This is a genomic window from Rhodovulum iodosum (assembly GCF_041020385.1).
GTDB classification, from domain to species: domain Bacteria; phylum Pseudomonadota; class Alphaproteobacteria; order Rhodobacterales; family Rhodobacteraceae; genus Rhodovulum; species Rhodovulum iodosum.
This window is the reverse complement of sequence record NZ_JBEHHI010000003.1, coordinates 146,550-164,717: the sequence shown is the minus strand read 5'-3', so window position 1 is coordinate 164,717 and position 18,168 is coordinate 146,550. Positions and strand designations below refer to the sequence as shown.

The 18,168-nt window shown below is 67.1% G+C and carries 17 protein-coding genes; 7 read left to right on the top strand and 10 right to left on the bottom strand.

The genetic code is table 11. From position 1 onward, the window contains the following. Nucleotide 1 precedes the first annotated feature (1 nt). The 4 genes from Ga0609869_RS14860 to Ga0609869_RS14845 all read left to right on the top strand — a co-directional run bounded on the left by Ga0609869_RS14860 (nucleotide 2) and on the right by Ga0609869_RS14845 (nucleotide 4,505). Complete coding sequence (locus Ga0609869_RS14860) at nucleotides 2–1,009, top strand: ABC transporter ATP-binding protein (protein WP_125403713.1); 1,008 nt, start codon at nucleotides 2–4, stop codon at nucleotides 1,007–1,009. Between the two features lies 1 nt (nucleotide 1,010). Further along, complete coding sequence (locus Ga0609869_RS14855; RefSeq protein WP_125403712.1) at nucleotides 1,011–1,784, top strand: L-iditol 2-dehydrogenase; 774 nt, start codon at nucleotides 1,011–1,013, stop codon at nucleotides 1,782–1,784. Then, complete coding sequence (locus Ga0609869_RS14850; RefSeq protein WP_125403711.1) at nucleotides 1,784–3,295, top strand: mannitol dehydrogenase family protein; 1,512 nt, start codon at nucleotides 1,784–1,786, stop codon at nucleotides 3,293–3,295. The genes Ga0609869_RS14855 and Ga0609869_RS14850 overlap by 1 nt, the downstream gene beginning before the upstream one ends. A 307-nt stretch (nucleotides 3,296–3,602) precedes the next feature. Then, nucleotides 3,603–4,505, top strand: coding sequence for an AEC family transporter (locus Ga0609869_RS14845; protein ID WP_125403710.1), 903 nt, complete (start codon nucleotides 3,603–3,605; stop codon nucleotides 4,503–4,505). Nucleotides 4,506–4,593: 88 nt separating this feature from the next. On the opposite strand, the gene Ga0609869_RS14840 is transcribed toward Ga0609869_RS14845, so the two are convergent. Then, the gene (locus Ga0609869_RS14840) at nucleotides 4,594–5,829 is read right to left on the bottom strand and encodes a DUF2254 domain-containing protein (RefSeq protein WP_125403709.1); all 1,236 of its coding nucleotides are present in this window, start codon (nucleotides 5,827–5,829) and stop codon (nucleotides 4,594–4,596) included. 328 nt (nucleotides 5,830–6,157) lie between these two features. Between Ga0609869_RS14840 and Ga0609869_RS14835 the strand changes: the two genes are divergently transcribed. Further along, the gene (locus Ga0609869_RS14835) at nucleotides 6,158–7,438 is read left to right on the top strand and encodes an amidase (RefSeq protein ID WP_125403708.1); all 1,281 of its coding nucleotides are present in this window, start codon (nucleotides 6,158–6,160) and stop codon (nucleotides 7,436–7,438) included. A gap of 57 nt (nucleotides 7,439–7,495) precedes the next feature. On the opposite strand, the gene Ga0609869_RS14830 is transcribed toward Ga0609869_RS14835, so the two are convergent. The 3 genes from Ga0609869_RS14830 to Ga0609869_RS14820 all read right to left on the bottom strand — a co-directional run bounded on the left by Ga0609869_RS14830 (nucleotide 7,496) and on the right by Ga0609869_RS14820 (nucleotide 12,319). Then, nucleotides 7,496–10,138 (bottom strand): TRAP transporter large permease subunit, encoded by a 2,643-nt coding sequence (locus Ga0609869_RS14830; protein ID WP_125403707.1) that lies wholly within the window; start codon nucleotides 10,136–10,138, stop codon nucleotides 7,496–7,498. Between the two features lie 19 nt (nucleotides 10,139–10,157). Then, complete coding sequence (locus tag Ga0609869_RS14825; RefSeq protein ID WP_125403706.1) at nucleotides 10,158–11,126, bottom strand: TRAP transporter small permease subunit; 969 nt, start codon at nucleotides 11,124–11,126, stop codon at nucleotides 10,158–10,160. 107 nt (nucleotides 11,127–11,233) lie between these two features. Further along, a complete protein-coding gene (locus Ga0609869_RS14820) occupies nucleotides 11,234–12,319 on the bottom strand; it encodes a TRAP transporter substrate-binding protein (RefSeq protein WP_125403705.1) in 1,086 nt (361 codons plus the stop codon). Nucleotides 12,320–12,840: 521 nt separating this feature from the next. On the opposite strand from Ga0609869_RS14820, the gene Ga0609869_RS14815 reads away from it, so the two are divergent. Together Ga0609869_RS14815 and Ga0609869_RS14810 are read left to right on the top strand one after the other, a co-directional pair. Continuing rightward, nucleotides 12,841–13,857 carry a YeiH family protein gene (locus tag Ga0609869_RS14815; protein ID WP_125403704.1) on the top strand — a complete coding sequence of 339 codons (1,017 nt, stop codon included), beginning with the start codon at nucleotides 12,841–12,843 and terminating at the stop codon, nucleotides 13,855–13,857. A 10-nt stretch (nucleotides 13,858–13,867) separates the two neighbouring features. Then, nucleotides 13,868–14,773, top strand: a complete 906-nt coding sequence (locus Ga0609869_RS14810; protein ID WP_125403703.1) for a LysR family transcriptional regulator — start codon at nucleotides 13,868–13,870, stop codon at nucleotides 14,771–14,773. On the opposite strand, the gene Ga0609869_RS14805 is transcribed toward Ga0609869_RS14810, so the two are convergent. From Ga0609869_RS14805 to Ga0609869_RS14780, 6 genes are all read right to left on the bottom strand, one after another. Beyond that, entirely contained in the window at nucleotides 14,761–14,988 is a 228-nt protein-coding gene (locus Ga0609869_RS14805; RefSeq protein WP_125403702.1) for a sulfurtransferase TusA family protein, read from the bottom strand. The genes Ga0609869_RS14810 and Ga0609869_RS14805 overlap by 13 nt on opposite strands. A 14-nt stretch (nucleotides 14,989–15,002) precedes the next feature. Next, nucleotides 15,003–15,497 (bottom strand): sulfur carrier protein DsrE2, encoded by a 495-nt coding sequence (gene dsrE2 / locus Ga0609869_RS14800; protein ID WP_125403701.1) that lies wholly within the window; start codon nucleotides 15,495–15,497, stop codon nucleotides 15,003–15,005. 78 nt (nucleotides 15,498–15,575) lie between these two features. After that, the gene (locus Ga0609869_RS14795) at nucleotides 15,576–16,019 is read right to left on the bottom strand and encodes a biotin/lipoyl attachment domain-containing protein (RefSeq protein WP_125403700.1); all 444 of its coding nucleotides are present in this window, start codon (nucleotides 16,017–16,019) and stop codon (nucleotides 15,576–15,578) included. 1 nt (nucleotide 16,020) lies between these two features. Beyond that, entirely contained in the window at nucleotides 16,021–16,491 is a 471-nt protein-coding gene (locus Ga0609869_RS14790) for a hypothetical protein (protein ID WP_125403699.1), read from the bottom strand. Continuing rightward, a complete protein-coding gene (locus Ga0609869_RS14785) occupies nucleotides 16,488–17,411 on the bottom strand; it encodes a CoB--CoM heterodisulfide reductase iron-sulfur subunit B family protein (RefSeq protein ID WP_211336782.1) in 924 nt (307 codons plus the stop codon). Before Ga0609869_RS14785 ends, Ga0609869_RS14790 begins: the two co-directional genes overlap by 4 nt. A 1-nt stretch (nucleotide 17,412) precedes the next feature. Beyond that, complete coding sequence (locus Ga0609869_RS14780) at nucleotides 17,413–18,168, bottom strand: 4Fe-4S dicluster domain-containing protein (RefSeq protein WP_125403698.1); 756 nt, start codon at nucleotides 18,166–18,168, stop codon at nucleotides 17,413–17,415.

The following is an 18,168-nucleotide window of genomic DNA, read 5'->3' as shown; positions in this document are numbered from 1 at the left end:
CATGGGACGCATCACGCTTGACAAGGTGTCCAAGTCCTTCGGGGCCGTGGAGGTTATCCCACCCCTGGACCTGACCATCGAGGACGGGGAATTCGTGGTCTTCGTCGGCCCCTCCGGCTGCGGGAAATCCACGCTGCTTCGCCTGATCGCGGGGCTGGAGGACGTGAGCGGCGGCCAGATCCGTGTCGACGGCCAGGACGCCACCACCGTGCCGCCGGCAAAGCGCGGTCTCGCGATGGTTTTCCAGTCATACGCGCTTTACCCGCATATGTCGGTGCGCAAGAACATCGCCTTTCCGCTGCGCATGGCAGGCCTCGACGCGGCCGAGCAGGAGCGTCGCGTGACCGAGGCGGCGAAGGTTCTGAACCTGAGCGACTACCTCGATCGCCGCCCCGGTCAGCTGTCGGGCGGGCAGCGCCAGCGGGTCGCCATCGGGCGTGCCATCGTGCGCGAACCCGCGGCGTTTCTCTTCGACGAGCCGCTGTCGAACCTCGACGCCGCGCTGCGTGTGGGCATGCGGCTGGAGATCAGCGAACTGCACGAGCGGCTCAAGACGACGATGATCTATGTCACCCACGACCAGGTCGAGGCCATGACCATGGCCGACAAGATCGTGGTGCTTCATGCCGGGCGGATCGAACAGGTCGGCTCTCCGCTGGAGCTTTACCGCACGCCCAAGAACCTCTTCGTCGCCGGCTTCATCGGCAGCCCGAAGATGAATTTCCTGACCGGACCCGAGGCAGATCGGCACGGTGCGCACACGATCGGCATCCGGCCCGAGCATATCAAGGTGTCGAACGACGAGAGCTGCATTTGGCGAGGCACGGTCGGCGTGTCCGAGCATCTGGGCTCGGACACGTTCTTCCACATCCACATGGAAGGGCAGGACACGCCGCTGACCGTGCGCGCGGGCGGCGACGTCGAGCTTTACCACGGCGACGCGATCTGCATGACGCCCGACGAGGCCCATATCCACCGCTTCGACGCAAACGGGCTGAGGACTGACTGAGATGGAGCGGCTCAAGGACAAAAGCGCGTTGATCACGGGGGCGGCCCGCGGGATCGGTCTGGCCTTCGCCAAGGCCTATGTTTCCGAGGGCGCGCGCGTTGCCATCGCGGATATCAATATCGCTGCGGCAAGGGCCTCGGCCGAGCAGATCGGCCCGGCGGCGATTGCCGTCGAGATGGACATCACCCGGCAGGACAGCATCGACGCCGCCGTGGACGAGACCGTGGACCGGCTGGGCCGGATCGACATCCTGATCAACAATGCCGCCCTTTTTACCGCCGCGCCCGTCGTCGAGATCACGCGCGCGGACTATGACCGCGTCTTCGCCGTCAATGTCGCGGGGACGCTGTTCACCTTGCAGGCCGTTGCCCGGCACATGATCGAGCATGGCGTCCGCGGCCGCATCATCAACATGGCCAGCCAGGCCGGGCGGCGCGGCGAGCCCCTGGTCGCGGTCTATTGCGCCACCAAGGCCGCCGTCATCAGCCTGACCCAGTCGGCGGCGCTGGACCTGGTCAGGCACGGCATCAACGTCAACGCCATCTCGCCGGGTGTGGTCGATGGAGAGCATTGGGACGGCGTCGATGCCTTCTTTGCCAAATACGAGGGCAAAGCGCCGGGTCAGAAGAAGAAAGAGGTCGGCGAAGCGGTGCCCTACGGCCGGATGGGCCGCGCCGAGGACCTGACCGGCATGGCCATTTTCCTTGCTTCGGACGAGGCCGATTACATCGTCGCCCAGACCTATAATGTCGACGGCGGGAACTGGATGAACTGATGACTGACCGCGCCGGGGCAGGCCGCCCGACGAAACTCAGCAACGCGACCCTGGCCGATCTGCCCGAGGGCGTGAAACGCCCGCGCTACGATCGCGCCGCGCTCACCCCCGGCATCGTGCATGTCGGGCTTGGCAATTTCCACCGCGCGCACCAGTCGTGGTACCTGCACCGGCTGATGCAGAAGGGCCTGGCGCATGACTGGGCCATTATCGGCGCCGGCGTCCGGTCCACGGACAGCGCGATGCGCGACCGCCTTCTGGCCCAGGACTGCCTGACCACCCTGATCGAGCTCGACCCCGATGGCATCTCGGCCGAGGTCGTGGGCTCGATGATCGATTTCCTGCCCATCGAAGACGGCAACGCGGCGCTGATCCGCGCGATGTCCGATCCTGCGATCCGCATCGTCTCGCTGACCGTGACGGAAGGGGGCTATTTCACCGACGCCTCTGGCGCCTTCGATGCCTGCCACCCCGATATCGTCCACGACGCGGCCAACCAGAATGCCCCGAAAACCGCCTTTGGCGCGATGGTTGCGGCACTCAGGGCGCGCCGCGCAGCCGGCCACGCGCCCTTCACCGGCCAGTGCTGCGACAACCTGCAAAACAACGGCGCGATCCTGCGTCAGACGGTGGTCGGCCTCGCCCGGCTTGGCGATCCCGACCTGGCCGACTGGATCGACACGCACGCCGCCTTCCCCAACGCCATGGTAGATTGCATCGTGCCGTCGACCGGCACCCGCGAACTGGAACTGGCCCGGTCCCTCGGGATCGACGACGCAGCCCCCGTGACCCACGAGAACTTTCGCCAATGGGTGATCGAGGACCGTTTCCCAAATGGCCGCCCCCCGTGGCAAGAGGTGGGCGCCACGCTGACCGACGATGTGCATGCCTATGAACGCATGAAAATCCGCATTCTGAATGCGGGCCACCAGGTGCTGGCCAATGCGGGCGAAATACTTGGCGTGCCGACCATCGCGGCCTGCATGCAGGATCCTCAGATCGCGGCATTCCTGCACAAGGTCGAGACCGAGGAGATCGTACCCTACGTAGACCCCGTGCCCGGAATGGCGCCGCGCGACTACCTCGCGCTGATCGAACGGCGGTTCGCCAACCCCGAGATCCACGACACCACGCGCCGGGTCGCCTTCGACGGCTCTTCACGGCATACCGGCTTCGTGCTGCCAATCCTGCGCGATGCGCTGGCCGCCGGCGGCCCGGTAGAGGGCCTGGCCCTGACCGAGGCGCTTTGGGCCCGGATGTGCGCGGGCCAACGCGAGGATGGCAGCCCGATCGAACCGAACGACCCCCATTGGGCCAACCTCGTGGAGGCGGCGCAGGCCGCGCGCGAGGCGCCCGAAACCTGGCTGGGGCAACGCCAGTACTATGGGGCGATCGGGGAGGATGCGGCCTTCAGCGCATCCTTTGCAACGTGGCTGGGGCTGATCTGGGCGCAGGGCGCGCGCCGTGCCCTGGAGGTCTATCTTGAGAATGGGGGAGGGGCCGAGGGGTAAGCGCCCACAGCGTGGCCGCCGTCCAAAAGGCGCACCATTGCGGCATGAACGGCGTCCATCTGCGCGGCGAAAAACCCCGCGCCTCCCGCCTTGCCCCGTGGCGTGATTCCTGCGCCCAACAGCCCCCGGCTGGAACGATCTCGCCGTCCACTGCCGCTACACCCGCGCATCTCGTCGGAAGGCCGGTCTGACGCGAGACGGAAAGGTCCCAGCGTCCGAAGGCGGTTGCAGCGGCTTGGGCGCGCTCGCCGCTTGCGCCCGGGTCGTTTGAGTGCTTTCTCGGTCGGTATCCGCAAGGGGCCAGGGCATGCTCGACGTACTGACGAACGACATCCTGCCGGTGTTCTCGATGCTCGCCCTCGGTTTTTTGCTCGGGCGGGCCGGCAAGGTGCACCGGGCCGAGGCCACGGCCGTCAACCGCATAGCGTTTCTCGTGCTCCAGCCGGCGCTGATCTTTCCACTGGTCAACGGGCTGGACTGGTCCGCCTTTCGCCTCGATGCCATCGCCCTTTACGCCTGTTGCCAGGCCATCCTGTTCGCCTCGGCCTTCTTCGTGGCCTATCGCCTTTTGCGCCGTGACATGGTCGAGGCGTGGTTGCTGGCCATGGCGACGATTTTCGTGAACACGTTGCTTTATATCTGGCCGATCTCGTTCCTGATCTACGGCGAGAAAGCCGCGACCGCGGTGACGGGGATCGTCGCGTGGGACGCGACGGTGACCTTCGCGTTTTTCATCGTCACGACCGATCTGCTGGTGAACCGCGCCTCCTCGCCGATGCAGTCGCTGCGGCGGGTCGCGGCGAACCCGGTGTTGATCGCCATCGCCCTCGGCGTCCTGGGCAATGTGGCGACGCTGCCCACCCCGGCGCCGGTCCTCACCGCGATGGAGTTCGCCGGCGCCGGCGCCGCGCCGCTGACGCTGTTTGCCCTCGGGGTCATCCTGTCCGGCCACAGCCTGATGCCGACGCCCACGGTGATCACGATATCTTCGCTGAAATTACTGGTCTTTCCCGCGCTGGTCTGGGCCGCCCTTCAGGTGGGACAGCGGCCGGAAGACTGGAACTCGCTCCTGCTTTTGTGCGCGGCGGGTCCGTCCGGCGCGATGGCCTTTTCGCTTGGGGTGTTGCATGGCGTTCGCACCGACCAACTGGCGCCGGTGATTATCTGGACCTCGACATTGTCGTTGTTTTCGCTCGCTTTTCTGGCGTGACACTGTGCGCCCGACGCCTTGGCCGCGCCGGTCCTGCGGGGCGCGCCGGGACTGACGCGCAAGGCCGGGATGGCCCCCTTGACCTGCCCTAGCGGTCTGCGAGCGCCGCCAGGCTGGCCCGGTCTTCTTCCAGCGCGAGGCTACGCTCGGCATGGGCCAGCGCGCGTTTGACCATGTGCTCGGCGGCCTTGGACATGGCCTTGTCCTCGCCCTCGCGCAGCGTGTTCAGCGCGTGGATCAGCCGTCGCATGACCTCGACCATTCCCGCCCCGTCGCGCGCGATGGCGTCAAAGGCGTCCTCGATCAGGTCGTCCGCCCCCACCAGAGGCGCCCAGAGGCGCGGATACCGCACCTCCTGGTCTTCCTGGTCGCATTCCGCCAGCAGCCGTTCCAGCCGGCCGATAACGTCGATCGCGGTGCCCGGGTCGTTCAGCCCCGGCGACAGCGCGCGAGAGGCGATCTCGGACAGAACCACCAGCGCGAAGCGCGCGTCCTGATCGAAGCTGCGCACCTCGTCGATCTCGAATGCCGCGCGGATCGCGTCCTGGGACAGGCTGCTTTCGGGGGTGAAATGAGCGATCGGCATTCCCGACACCACAAAGGTGCCCGGCGCGGCGGTGAGGAAGATCTCGGCCCCGGCCTCGTCGGCCAGCGCCGACAACCCGGCCATGTCGACGAACTGCACATAGCCGCCGCGCTGCGCCCGGACCGGTTCTGCCCCGTCGGGGATCGCGGCGCGGCCGGCGGGCAGGGGGCGCGCGCCAAGGCTCGGGGCGGCGCGCTGACGCGCGAGCGTGCGCCGGGCGCTTGCCTCGACCTGGCTGATGGTCTCGTCCATGCTGCCGAGCCGCGAGAGGTGGTCGATCCAGCGCAGGATCGCCAGCACGACCAGGGCGACCACGAGCACCGTGAAGGCGAAAAACACGACGGGCGCCGCGCCGTCGTGAAGCCCCGCGCGGAACAGGATGATCGAGACCAGCGCAAAGATGAACGCGCCGAGGAACGTGGCCAGAACCGTCTGGGTCGTCGTGTCCTCTCGCAACAGCCGATGAGAGCGCGGCGTCACCTGGCTGGAGGCCGCCCGGTGAGCGTTTACCATGGCGCTGAGCGAGAAGGTGGTGACCGCCAGCATCGACGAGGCCAGCACGTTCAAAAGCGGCATCACCGCATCCTCGCCGATCCTTTCGGCTATGGCGGCCGGGATGATCGGCTCGAGCAGGACACCGGCGATGGCCGCGAAAATGGCCAAAAGCGCGATCAGCGAGGCGCGGACCCAGAGCTGCCGGCTGAGGCGAACGAGCTTCCAGAGGCGTTTGGAGATCATGAAGCGGTGGTCCGGGCATCCTGGGGACGACGCCAGCCTAACATGGCCGCGCGCCCCGTCCAGTGCCTAGCGGCGTGGGGTGACGGCATGGCACCTCCGCGCGCCGTGACCGGGCGCGCCATCTGCGCCGGCGTGCGATGGACATGGCCCGGCAAATGCAGATGCAGCCGTTGCTCGACCGATGCCTCGGCGCGGTCACGCCGGAGGGGCGGTCGGCCGCGGGGCGCCGGTGTGCCGGGTTTGCGGCGGGGTTTGCGGCGGGCGCCGTCTCGGCGCAGACTGGCCCCTGATCGGGGCGCGACCCCCGCCGTTGCGACAGGGTGACATCATGCCGGATACCGTTGACGACCTTCCTGGGGCCCGCGACACCGCGCGCGACATCGCCCAAGGGCGCCAGACCGCGGAACAGGCGGTCCGCGCCCGCCTGGACCGGATCGCGGATCGTGAGGGCGACCTTTCGGCCTGGGTCGCGGTCGATGCTGAAGGGGCCATCGCCGCGGCGCGCGCGCTGGACAGCGCCCCGTCGCGCGGCCCGCTGCACGGGGTGCCGCTGGGGGTCAAGGACATCTTCGCGGTCAGGGGCCTGCCGTGGCGCTGCGGCTCGCCGATCTGGCAGGATCGGATCGCCGGGTTCGACGCAGGGTCGGTGGCGCTGGCCCGTGCCGCCGGTGCGGTGATCCTGGGCAAGACCGAGACCACGGAATTCGCCGGCTACAACCCGACCCGCACCCGCAACCCGCACGATGCCGCGCGCACGCCTGGCGGGTCGTCCTCGGGCTCGGCGGCGGCGGTGGCCGCGGGCATGGTGCCGCTGGCGCTGGGCACCCAGACCTCGGGTTCGGTGATCCGCCCCGCCTCGTTCTGCGGCGTGGTGGGGTACAAGCCGTCCTTCGATCTGATCGAGACCGGGGGCGTGGCACCGTTGTCGCGCAGCCTCGACACGGTGGGGGTTTTCGCGCGCTCGGTACCGGACGCCGCGCTGGCGGTCGAGGCGCTGACGGGCCTTGCCCTGCAACCCGGCGCCGCCACGGAGATCGGCACCCTGCAGGTGTACCGCTCGCCGGTCTGGGGCGCGGCCGAACCGCCGCTCGCCGCCGCCTGGACGGAGTTCGAGGCGGGGCTGGGCCCATTGCTGGACGAGCAACGCTTTGCCCCCGATATCGAGGCAGAGCTTGCCGCCGCGCCTGCGCTGCACGCCCGCATCATGGCGATGGAGGCGGCCGAGGCGCTGGCCCACGAATACGCGCGGGCGCCCGATCTGCTGTCCGACGGGCTGCGGGCGCAGCTTGCCGAGGGGCGCGCGGCCAGCGCCAAAGAGCGGGCGCACGACCGCCGCGCGATGCGGCGATTGCGGCATCTCTTCGAGGGCCACGTCGCGCCCGACTCCGTCTGGTTGACGCCCGCGGCCACAGGCCCGGCGCCGGCCTTCGAGAGCGGCACCGGCAATCCGGCATTCAACCGTATCTGGAGCCTGCTGGGCCTGCCCTGCTGCAGCGTGCCGATCCTGCGGGCCGATGGCGGCCTGCCGATGGGCGTGCAGGTCGTGGGCGCGATGGGCAACGACCGGGGGGTCTTGCGCGTGGCCGACTGGCTGATGCGCCGTTTCTGACCCTGCCGATACCGGCGGGGTGTGCCGTGGCCGCCCCCATGGGCGGCCCCGTTCGCGTCAGAAGCTCAGCGAGATGTCGCGGTGCACCGAGTTGCACGAGGCCACGAACAACGCCTGTTCGCGCGGCAGGCGCGGCTGCTGGCGCAGGCCGATCGTGTCGCGGATCGCCGCGTCGTAGGCCTCGATCGCGGGCAGCACCTCTTCGGCCGCACGCCGGCGCCAGGCGACCTCTTCGGCGAAGAGCGCTTGCGCCTCGGCCACATATTCCGCCGCCCGCTCGGGGTCGGGCGAGCGGTCGTCGATCTCGCGCCGCGCATCGGACAGAAGCCCGCGGATGTCGTTCGCGCCTTCGACATCGCTGAGCATCCGCTCGACCTCCTTGAAGCGTTCGTCGGCTGTCTCGCCGTCCATCCCCATGACATCGTCGGCCAGCGCGTCCAGTGGGCCCTGCAACCCGGCCAGCGCATCGGCATCGGCAATGATCTGCCTGATCTCCGTCACCGGCTCGTAGGCCTGGTCCACCGTCCGGCGGTACATCGTGCGCGCCCGCCGGTCGGCATTGGTGATCTGGCTGTAGGCCGCTTCCAATTCGGACCAACCACCGGGGATCTGCTCCAGCAGCGCCTCCTTTTCGGTCCTCAGCTCGGCCGCGCGCTCTTCCAGTGCCGCGGAATCGCCGAAGCCTCGGCTGATGCGCTGCTCGATATCCTCCAGCACGGTGTCGATCCGGCGCGCGTCGGCCTCGAGTTGGCGCACGGCCTTGTGCACCGGCCGGTAGTCTACCGCGGCCTCGTCGAGATCACGTTCCAGCGCCTCGATCTCGGCCATCAGCTGGAAGGACTCGCCCGCCTTTTCCACGCCGTCGCGGAAATCGTCCTGCAAATCCTCGGGCAGGGCGGACAGATCCAGCGCCGCGGCCCGATCGATCGCCGCGCGGATCGTGTCGCCGTTCTCGTTGAACTCCTTGGCCACGTAATCCTCGACGCAATATTGCAGCGCCGGGTTCACCGGCGGCGGCGCGGTCTCGGATGTCAGCGCACTGCGGACCGGCAGGTAGTTTACCAGCGGCGGGTAGGCGGCCACGATCGCCAGCGCGGCAAGCTGCAGGCCGATGAACGGGACCACGCCCTTGTAGATCTGGATCGTGCGCACCGCCGCCGGGGCCACCCCGCGCAGGTAGAACAGGGCAAAGCCGAATGGCGGCGTCAGGAACGAGGTCTGGATGTTCAGGCCGATCATGACGCCCAGCCATACCGCCGAGACGTTGGCCTCCGGATCGGCCAGCAGGATCGGCGCGACGATCGGCACCACGACCACGGCGATCTCGATGAAGTCGAGGAAGAAGCCGAGGATGAAGATCACCGCCATGACGATGATGAACTTCGTCCAGAAGCCGCCCGGCAGGCCCTCGAGGAAATGCTTGACCAGCTCTTCACCGCCGAAGGCGCGGAAGGCAGCGGTCAGCATCGCCGCGCCGAGCAGGATGATGAAGACCAGAGAGGTCGTCTTGGCGGTGTCGATCATCACGCCGTTCAGGGCGTTTTCGGTGACATAGGCGCGGTAGCCGCTCCAGGCGATGGCGGCCACGACCATCAGCACGCCCAGACCGGCAAGCTGCACCCCAAGAACGTCGCTGGCGGACTGGATGTTCTGGATGTTGGTGTCGAAATTGGACAGCACGAAGGCGATCAGCGCCAGCCCCGCAAGCGCCATGATCGCCGGCACGTAGCGCAGCCGCCCGCCGGGATGCAGCCGGTAGCCAGCCATGATCATGGCGCCGACGGCGCCGATGGCGCCGGCCTGGTTCACCGTCGCGATCCCGCCGATGATCGAGCCCAGCACCATGATGATCAGCGCCAGCGGCGGCACCATCGCCAGGAACACCTGCCCGGCGAAGCGCAGGTCGTATTTACCGCCGTGGGTCACGGCCGGCGCGTATCTGGGCCGCACCAGCGCAACGCCGAGGATAAACAGTACGTAAAGCCCCACCAGCAGCAGGCCCGGCACCAGCGCGCCCAGGAACATGTTGCCCGCGCTGGTCGAGACCACGGCGAATTCGGAGGGCATCGTGATTTCGCCGGTCACGGCCTTGTAAAGCGTCTGCCGCGCCTGCCCGGCCTGGTCGGTGGCCGAGGCCAGCTGGTCGGCCAGGATGATAAGCACGATCGAGGGCGGGATGATCTGCCCCAACGTGCCCGAGGCCGCGATGATGCCGGTCGACAGCGGGTTGGCATAGCCGTTGCGCATCATCGCCGGCAGCGAGATCAGGCCCATGGCCACCACCGTCGCGCCGACGATGCCCGTGGTCGCCGCCAGAAGCGCGCCCACCACGACCACCGAGATACCCAGGCCGCCGGGGATCGGGCCGAAGAGTTGCGCCATGGTGACCAGCAGGTCCTCGGCGATCTTCGACCGCTGCAGCATGATCCCCATGAAAATGAACAGTGGAATCGCGATCAGCGTGTCTCGGTCTGGCTCCCAGTAGACCCCGCGCAGGTTGGTTACCCCCGCACTCAGCCATTGCGAGGGGCCGCCGCTTTCGAAATAGGCGTCGGTGCTGCCGGTAAATAGATACCCCGCACCCGCCGCCAGCAGCACCGTAATGATGGCCGCACCCGGCAGCGAGAAGGCAACGGGGAAGCCCGAGCCGAGCGCCGTCGCCATGATGATGATCAGAAGAGCGAGGAAGAAGAGTTCCATCCGGGCGGGTCCTGTCGGTCTAGATCATTTCGGCGTGCGACTCGCGCGCGCCAGGCTCGCCGCGTCTATCGGCAACGGCTTCGAAGAACTGGGCGACGAACTGAAACATCATCGTCACCGCAAAAATGCCGAGGAAGGCGGCCATGAAGTATTTCACATACATGCCAAAGCCCGACTGCGTGACCTCGAACACCAGGATCGGGCCGACGATGATGCTGGACGACGATCCGAACCCGATGATGAGGATCGTCCAGCACAGCGTGATGCCCAAAAGCACGGCGCCCCAGGCGTTGGTGCGCCCCTGCGCGCGCCGGGACATGTTCGAATAAAGCAGGTCGACGCGCACATGGGCGTCTTCCAGAAGCGTGTAGGCCGAGGCGAACAGGAACAGCGCGCCGTACCAAAAGCGCACGAGGTCGGCCATGAACGCCTGCTCGTAGGAAAACACGAAACGGCTGAACACGATCAGCAACTCGGCCAGCACCACCAAAAGGCCCAGCCAGACGAAGGCGATGCCCCGCGTGACTGCTGCGATCAGGATGCCGAGCAGCACCAGCGGCAGGTGGAAATAGATGCCGCGAAACTGCGACCGGCCGAGGTCGGAGGCCAGCTCGGTGCCCACCAGCCCTTCCAGCAGGCCGTCGACCCGCAGGAAGGACAATATCGCATCGCCGATCCCCACCAGCACCACCACCCAGAAGGCGGCGCGCACGATGAAGGTGTTGATCGCGGTGACCCGTGCGGCGTCGTCGCGCAGCGACACTTCGGGGCGGCGCGTCACTCCCAGAACAGCCAGCGCCGCGGCTGCGGGATAAAGCGCGGCCTGCAACAGCGCCAGAGCGCCGCCGCCCGATAGCGCCGCGGCCGCGCCCGGAAAGCCCAGCCAGAACTTGAGTATCGAATCGACGAGGAAGGCCCCCATGACGGCCAGAACGATCCAGCCGAAAGAACGCGTCACCAAGGCGCGCCCAGCGGTTGTGTCTGTCATGCGGCTGATGTCCCCCCCACAGGAATATGGTCGTCATTTTATCAGTAGGTCCGGGCCAGGAACCGCTTTCCTGGCCCGTCCGTCACCGGCCGGCTAAACCCGCCGGGTCATATGCCCAGGAAGCGGTTACGCTTCACCACATAGGAGGCGTCGGCGTAGTTCGTGTAGGAGCCGACGTTGTCGCGCACCGCCAGGAAGCTGTCGAAGATCTCGGCGGCCAGCGGGCTGTGGTCGCGCGCTTCCTCGATGACTTCGGTTGCTGCCTCGCCGAAGGCTTCGTAGACGTCATCGTTGAACTCGCGCAGTTCCACGCCGTACTCGTTGACGAGCCGGGTGAGGTAGATCCCGTTGTTGTAGTTGGTCTCTGCCGCCTGCATCGCGTTCTCCTCGGCGCTGGCCGAGGTGATGATGTTCTTGTCGCTCTGGGACAGCGAGCCCCAGAATTCGGCGTTCAGGCCGAGGCTGAGCTGGCTGCCGGGCTCGTGCATGCCGGGCCAGTAATAGTATTTCGCCGCCTCGTAGAGCTTGAGGAAGAAGTCGTTCCACGGCCCCACCCATTCGGTCGCGTCGATGGCGCCCGAGACGAGGTTTTCGTAGATCTGCCCGCCCGGAAGCGAAACCGGCGAGGCGCCGACCTTGGCCATGACGTCGCCGCCGAGGCCCGGGATACGCATCTTGAGGCCCTTGAGGTCCTCGGGCGAATTGATTTCCTTGTTGAACCAGCCGCCCTTTTGCACGCCGGTATTGCCGCAGGGCATGCCCTTGATGCCGAATTCCGCGCCGATCTTGTCCAGAAGCTCCTGGCCGCCGCCGAACTTCATCCAGGCGTCGATCTCGTTATAGGTCAGGCCGAAGGGCACGGCGGTGAACGGCGCCCAGCCCGGATGCTTGCCTTTCCAGTAGTAGTCGGCGGCGATGTAGGCTTGCGCGTTGCCCGAGGCGACCTCGTCAAAGCTGTCGAAGGCGCCGACGCGTTCGCCCGCGGCGAAATACTGAACGGCGATGCGCCCTTCGGTCAGCTCTTCGATGCGCGCCGCCAGGCGCTGGGCGCTGGTGCCAAGACCGGGGAAATCGCGGCCCCAGGTCGAGACGATGACCATGTCGGTCCGCTCCTGCGCGACGGCCGGTGCCGCCAGCGCAGCGGCGCCAACGGTGCCGCCGGCGGCGGTTTTCAGAAACTTGCGTCTTTCCATCTTTGATTCCTCCTTTTGGATCGGCCGAAGATGGCCCTCCCTGGACCCTCTTAAACATGTAAGGACATATACCGACCATGTTTTGTGTGGAAGCGCTGGTTTTTGCCTCCACATGCTGAACAGTGAGCAGCCAGATGGCGCGACTTCAACCGCCGACCACCAAGGTTTTGGTTTTTTGGCTTTTTTTGTGCTTCGAGCGAGCATATGTCGATAAAGATTTGCTCAAATCCGCGTCTCGCTGCGTAATTAAATTGCGCGACGGTGCGTCTCGGCTGCACGCTGCGGGCGTCAGCGCCCATTTTTTGGGCGCTTTGTGGCGGGACAACGAACGGTGCAGCGATGCCTTTGCAAACGGCTTGACGCGGGTCTGCCGATACCCGGCCGGGTGCGAATCGACCTTTGCGGCCGGGACCGGTACAAAAGGCGCATATGTTCGCTAGAGACGAACGTTTCATGAAAAACTATTCGTTGGTAAGAACGGTTCGTGGGCGTCATTCTGGCCGCCAAGCCGGAGACCGCCGATGCCAAGCGCCGCCACAGCCCTCAGCAGATCCCCCGCCGCCCCATGGGCCGGGCTTGTGCCCGGCGTGGTGCTCTGCGCGACGGTCGCCGCGGCGGCGTTCGGCCTGAGGCAGGTGCCCGGCATCGGCGTCCTGAGCCCGATGATCCTGTCCATCGTGATCGGCATGGCGCTGCACAACCTGTTGGGCACGCCGGCGATGGCCAAACCGGGAGTGACTTTCACCATGCGGCGCATCCTGCGCGCGGCGATCGTGCTTTTGGGGTTGCAACTGACGCTCGGGCAGGTCGTGTCGGTGGGGGCCACGGGACTCGCGGTGATCGCCGCGGCGTTGGTGGCCACGTTCCTTTTCACCAAGGCCGCCGGGCGCATGCTGGGCGTCGATCGCGGCCTGGCCGAACTGATCGGCGCCGGGACCTCGATCTGCGGCGCCTCGGCGGTGATCGCGTGCAACACGGTGACCCGCGCCCATGACGAGGACGTGGCCTACGCGGTGGCCTGCGTCACCGTCTTCGGCTCGCTGGCGATGTTTCTCTACCCGATGCTGGCCGCGCCGCTGGGCCTCGCCCCCGACCATTTCGGCCTCTGGGCCGGCGCGTCGATCCACGAGGTCGCCCAGGTGGTGGCCGCGGGCTTTCAGCGGGGCGAGGCCGCCGGAGAGGCCGCGACGGTGGCCAAGCTGTCGCGCGTGATGATGCTGGCCCCGCTGATCCTGACCCTGGCGATGATGGCGCGCACCCATGGCGCGGCCGAGGGCGCACGGGTGCCCACGCCCTGGTTCGTCTTCGGCTTCATCGCGATGATGCTGGTGGCCAGCGTCGCGCCGCCGCCCGCGGAACTGAAAGCGGATATCGTCGCCGCCACCACCTTCCTGCTGTCGATGGCGCTGGCCGCCATGGGGCTGGAGACCGACCTGCGCAAGCTCAGGGCCAAGGGGCTGCGGCCGTTGGCGCTGGGCGCTGTCTCGACGCTTTTCATCGCGGTTTTCAGCCTGACGCTGGTCAAGACGGTCCTGTAAGATCAAGCCCATGACGCTTGAGCAATTGCGCATCTTCCTGGCGGTGGCCGAACGCGAACACGTGACCCGCGCGGCCGAGGCGCTGAACCTGACCCAATCCACGGTCAGCGCCGCGGTCAGCGCGCTGGAGGCGCGGCTGGGCCTGCCGCTCTTCGACCGGGTCGGGCGGCGGATCGTGCTGACCGAGGCGGGGCGGGTCCTGATGGTTGAGGCGCGCGCGGTGCTGGCCCGCGCGGCGCAGGCCGAGGCCGCGATGGCCGACCTGGCCGGGCTGGCGCGGGGCGAGTTGGCGATCGCGGCCAGCCAGACCGTGGCCACCTACTGGCTGCCGCCGATCCTGCACCGCTTTCGCACCCGCTGCCCGGCGGTCGCGCTGCACCTTTCCATCGCCAACAGCGCCGCGGTCGCCCGGCAGATCGAACAGGGGCTGGCCGATCTGGGCCTGATCGAAGACGACATCGACGCCCCCGCGCTGGCCGCCCAGACCGTGGCCGAGGACGAGATGGTGCTGGTGATGGCGCCGGGGCAGGGCGCGCCCATCGTGCGGCCGCTGACCCCAGGCGACCTGAAAGCGATGACCTTCGTCTTCCGCGAGCCGGGTTCGGGCACCCGCGCGCTGTTCGAGCGCGCGGTGGCCGAGATGGGCGTGCGGCCCGCCGATCTGAAGATCGCGCTGGAACTGCCGTCGAACGAGGCGGTGCGCATCGCCGCCGAGCACGGGGCGGGGGCGGCGGCGTTGTCGCGGCAGGTGGTGGCGGGCGCGCTAAAGGCGGGCACGCTGGTCACGCTTGACATGGCGCTGCCGAGGCGCGCCTTCACCCTGCTGCGCCACCGCGAACGGACGCTGTCACCCGCGGCGCGCGCGTTCACCGCGCTACTGGCAGAGCCCGCCGCGCCCGGCGATCAGCCGGTGTGACGGATCACGAACTTGAAGACCTTGCCGTCCTCTTCGCTCGACAGCAGCTCGTTTCCGGTGGTGCTGCAGAACGCCTCGAAATCCTTCACCGCGCCCGGATCGGTGGCCAGGATTTCCAGCGTGCCGCCGGTCGGCAGCTCCTTCAGCGCCTTTTTCGCGCGCAGGATGGGCATCGGGCAGTTCAGCCCCTGCGCGTCAAGAACCTGATCGGCCATGTCTCTCTCCCTTGTCAGATATAAAGGTTGATGTCGCTTTTCGCGGCGACATCGACCCACGAGGCCGCGCCGCCCAGTTCCGGGCCGTCGATCATGTCCTCGCGCTTGTATTCGAACAGGTCCATCGTCATCTGGCAGGCGATCATCTTGACGTCGGCCTCCAGCGCCAGCTCGCGCAGCTCCTCGATCGAGGCGACGCCCTTTTTCTTGAGCATGTTCTTCATCATGTTCGTCGTCAGCGAGGTCATGCCGGGCAGCGCCGCGACGATGTTGGGCATCGCCATGTGCCCGCCGCCCATCGGCATCTCCATCGCGGCGTTGCCCAGCGGGTTGATCTTGGGATCGAGATCCTTTTTCAGCAGCTGCAGCCCGTAAAAGGTAAAGAACATCGTGGTCTCGATGCCCATCGCGGCCGCGGTGGTGGCAAGGATGAAAGGTGGGTAGGCCCAGTCCAGCGTGCCCTTGGTGACGATGATCGTCATGGCCTTGGCATTGGTGTCGTCGAGCATCTCTCTCTCCCCGGGCCGGCAGGCCCCCTTGTTTGGCCGCGCGCGCCGCCTTCCGGGCCCCGCGCGGCAGTCATCGCGTCAGGCGGCGCAGCCCGCGAAATCGTCGGCGGCCATCTTGGCCTCGTAGGGGTCGGCCACGGCGCTGCCGGGCACCAGCACGGCCTGGGGCGCGGCGGCATCGACGGGCTTGACCTTGACCATCCAGCCGGCGTCATAGGGGTCGCTGTTGGCCAGCTTGGGGTCGGCGACCAGCCCGTCGTTGACCTCGACGATCTCGGCCTCGAAGGCCACCTTGGCCGGACCCACCCATTTGCCCGATTCGACCGTGGCGATGGATTTGCCTTCCTTGATCGTCTTGCCCACCTTCTTGGCGGTAAAGGCGACCAACTGGCCCGCCATGGCGGTGGCGATCATCGTCATGCCGGCGGTCAGGGTGCCGTCGCCGTTGTCGCGATACCAGATGTTGTTGGGAACGTCGTAGAGTAGGTCGTCGGGAAGGGTGCAGCCGCGGACTACGGGCATGTCAGGTCTCCATCGCTTCGGGCGCCGCGGTCTCGCCCTGACGGATCGGGCGCGACGAGCAGCAGAAATCGCCCAGACCGTCGACGACCAGCTTGCCGCCGACGAACAGGGCCAGGTGCCGGGCGATCATCGTGGCCATCCGCAGTCGCTGCACGGCCTCGGAGGACGCGGGATCGTCCAGAACCAGATTGTGATGATAGACCAGCTCTCGGCAAGTCTCTCGGCAGGCGTTGAAGCTCGGGGTGCCCCGCGCGCCCTGCCGGTGCAGCGCGAGCAGGCGAAAACCTTCGCTCTCGCCCTCGGTCGGCGCGCCGCCCTTGGCCGTCACCCAGGCCGCCAGCACGTCCTCGCCCAGATGCAGCAATTCGGCTGCATGGGCCGCCGGATCGGTGGCCAACGCGTCGCCGGGCAGGGCGTCCAGCGCGTCGCAGGCTGCCTCGACCTCGGCGATGGAGCGGGGCGTGCGGGTCATCCCAGCCCTCGCTCTTTCACGAAGCCGCGGGAGTCGGAAAAGTTGTCGTTCACGCCGACCTTGCGCGACGACAATCCCAGAGCCAGCCCCAGAAGCTGGGTGAAATGCATGATCTTGACCTTGGTCTTGCGGCCCATAACCTTTTCGGCGCGGATCTGGTGCATCTCCAGCCCGGTGTGACAGGTCGGGCATTCGGTGGCGATCACGTCGGCGCCCGAGGCCTCGGCCGCGGTGAGGATGTTCAGGCACAGCTTGGTCGAGGTGTCGCTGTCCGACAGCGTGTGCGCGCCGCCGCAGCAGGCGGTCTTCAACGGAAACGCCACGTTCTCGGCCCCCGCCGCGGCGAGGAGGTCGTCCATGAAATGCGGGTTGGCGGTCGATTCCGTGCCCGGCCCCTTGTCCTTTTCGGGGAAGATGCGGCGCGGGCGGGTGTACATGCAGCCGTAATAGTTGGCGACCTTGATGCCGCTGAGCGATTTCCTGACCCGACGGGAAATCTCTTCCTCGCCCACCGCGCGCATCAGCCAGTCGAGCGCGTGCAGCGTCTCGACCTTGCCGGCCTCGTAGGTCTTGTGGCCTGCCTTTTTCGACAGCCGGTCGTTGACCTCGACCGAGTGCGCGTCGTGGGTCAGGTCGTGTTCGGCCTTCTTGAGGTTGTGATAGCAGCCGTTGCAGGGCGCCATCACCTTGTCGAACCCCATCTTTTCGGTCTGCGACAGCACACGCGCCGACAGGTAGGTTTCGATTTCGGGGTCGATGTTCTTGACCTCCATCGCCCCGCAGCAGTTCCAGTTTTCCACTTCGACGAGATCGAGGCCCAACTCCTTGGCGACCGCCTTGGTCGACTTGTTATAGGCGTAGCCCGTGCCCTCCAGCGCGCAGCCGGGGTAATAGGCGACCTTTTTCAGATCCTTCTCCATCTCAGTGGCCCCCCTCGGCCGGAAGCCCCAGCGCCTTGCGGTCCTTGGCGTCGACTTCCCTGATGTATTCCTCGATGCCCTTGCGGGCGGGGGCCCAGCCGCGGGTGCGCGGGCGGACGACGAGCGCCAGACCCATCTTCAGCAGGTAGCCAATCGGCGCGCGTTTCGCGATGCCGGTGATCATCGCCACCAGGTAGGGCTCCTTGAAGGGGCGGAACGGGTCGCCCATGCGCTTGAAGAAATCGCGCACCACCAGCCCGTCCTCGATCTTGCCGGTCTCGATGACCTGCGCAGAAAAGCCCTCGTCGAAATGGGTCGAGGGTTTCTTGTCGACATGGCCTTTCAATTCCAGCCAGTGGGCGGTGGCCTTCATCACCGCCTCGGGCACCACATCGCGCGGGCAGGCGTCGGTGCATTTGTTGCAGCTCACGCATTGCCAGATGATGTCCTTGTCGCGGACCAGCTCGTCCTCCATGCCCAGCCGGATCAGATAGATCCAGTAACGCGGGTTGAAGTCGGGGTTGACCGCATGGACGGTGCAGGCGTTGGTGCATGACCCGCATTGCCAGCAGCGGTGGATGTTCTCGCCGCCCGCCAGCGCCGCGATCTCGTCCTGCATCGCCTCGTTGTAATCGGTGACGGCGCGGGTTTCGATGAAGGTCGACCAGTGGCCTGACACGTCCACCCCGTCGATCACCAGCTCATCCTGCTCGCGCAGGTTTTCGGGGCGGATCAGGGATTTTTCATGGATCGGCAT

What these genes read in the sequence shown, in the direction of transcription:
- Ga0609869_RS14860 (WP_125403713.1), top strand. Translation starts at nt 2, where the DNA reads ATGGGACGCATCACGCTTGACAAGGTGTCCAAGTCCTTCGGGGCCGTG.
- Ga0609869_RS14855 (WP_125403712.1), top strand. Translation starts at nt 1,011, where the DNA reads ATGGAGCGGCTCAAGGACAAAAGCGCGTTGATCACGGGGGCGGCCCGC.
- Ga0609869_RS14850 (WP_125403711.1), top strand. Translation starts at nt 1,784, where the DNA reads ATGACTGACCGCGCCGGGGCAGGCCGCCCGACGAAACTCAGCAACGCG.
- Ga0609869_RS14845 (WP_125403710.1), top strand. Translation starts at nt 3,603, where the DNA reads ATGCTCGACGTACTGACGAACGACATCCTGCCGGTGTTCTCGATGCTC.
- Ga0609869_RS14840 (WP_125403709.1), bottom strand. Translation starts at nt 5,829, where the DNA reads ATGATCTCCAAACGCCTCTGGAAGCTCGTTCGCCTCAGCCGGCAGCTC.
- Ga0609869_RS14835 (WP_125403708.1), top strand. Translation starts at nt 6,158, where the DNA reads ATGCCGGATACCGTTGACGACCTTCCTGGGGCCCGCGACACCGCGCGC.
- Ga0609869_RS14830 (WP_125403707.1), bottom strand. Translation starts at nt 10,138, where the DNA reads ATGGAACTCTTCTTCCTCGCTCTTCTGATCATCATCATGGCGACGGCG.
- Ga0609869_RS14825 (WP_125403706.1), bottom strand. Translation starts at nt 11,126, where the DNA reads ATGACAGACACAACCGCTGGGCGCGCCTTGGTGACGCGTTCTTTCGGC.
- Ga0609869_RS14820 (WP_125403705.1), bottom strand. Translation starts at nt 12,319, where the DNA reads ATGGAAAGACGCAAGTTTCTGAAAACCGCCGCCGGCGGCACCGTTGGC.
- Ga0609869_RS14815 (WP_125403704.1), top strand. Translation starts at nt 12,841, where the DNA reads ATGCCAAGCGCCGCCACAGCCCTCAGCAGATCCCCCGCCGCCCCATGG.
- Ga0609869_RS14810 (WP_125403703.1), top strand. Translation starts at nt 13,868, where the DNA reads ATGACGCTTGAGCAATTGCGCATCTTCCTGGCGGTGGCCGAACGCGAA.
- Ga0609869_RS14805 (WP_125403702.1), bottom strand. Translation starts at nt 14,988, where the DNA reads ATGGCCGATCAGGTTCTTGACGCGCAGGGGCTGAACTGCCCGATGCCC.
- dsrE2 (WP_125403701.1), bottom strand. Translation starts at nt 15,497, where the DNA reads ATGCTCGACGACACCAATGCCAAGGCCATGACGATCATCGTCACCAAG.
- Ga0609869_RS14795 (WP_125403700.1), bottom strand. Translation starts at nt 16,019, where the DNA reads ATGCCCGTAGTCCGCGGCTGCACCCTTCCCGACGACCTACTCTACGAC.
- Ga0609869_RS14790 (WP_125403699.1), bottom strand. Translation starts at nt 16,491, where the DNA reads ATGACCCGCACGCCCCGCTCCATCGCCGAGGTCGAGGCAGCCTGCGAC.
- Ga0609869_RS14785 (WP_211336782.1), bottom strand. Translation starts at nt 17,411, where the DNA reads ATGGAGAAGGATCTGAAAAAGGTCGCCTATTACCCCGGCTGCGCGCTG.
- Ga0609869_RS14780 (WP_125403698.1), bottom strand. Translation starts at nt 18,168, where the DNA reads ATGCCGATCCATGAAAAATCCCTGATCCGCCCCGAAAACCTGCGCGAG.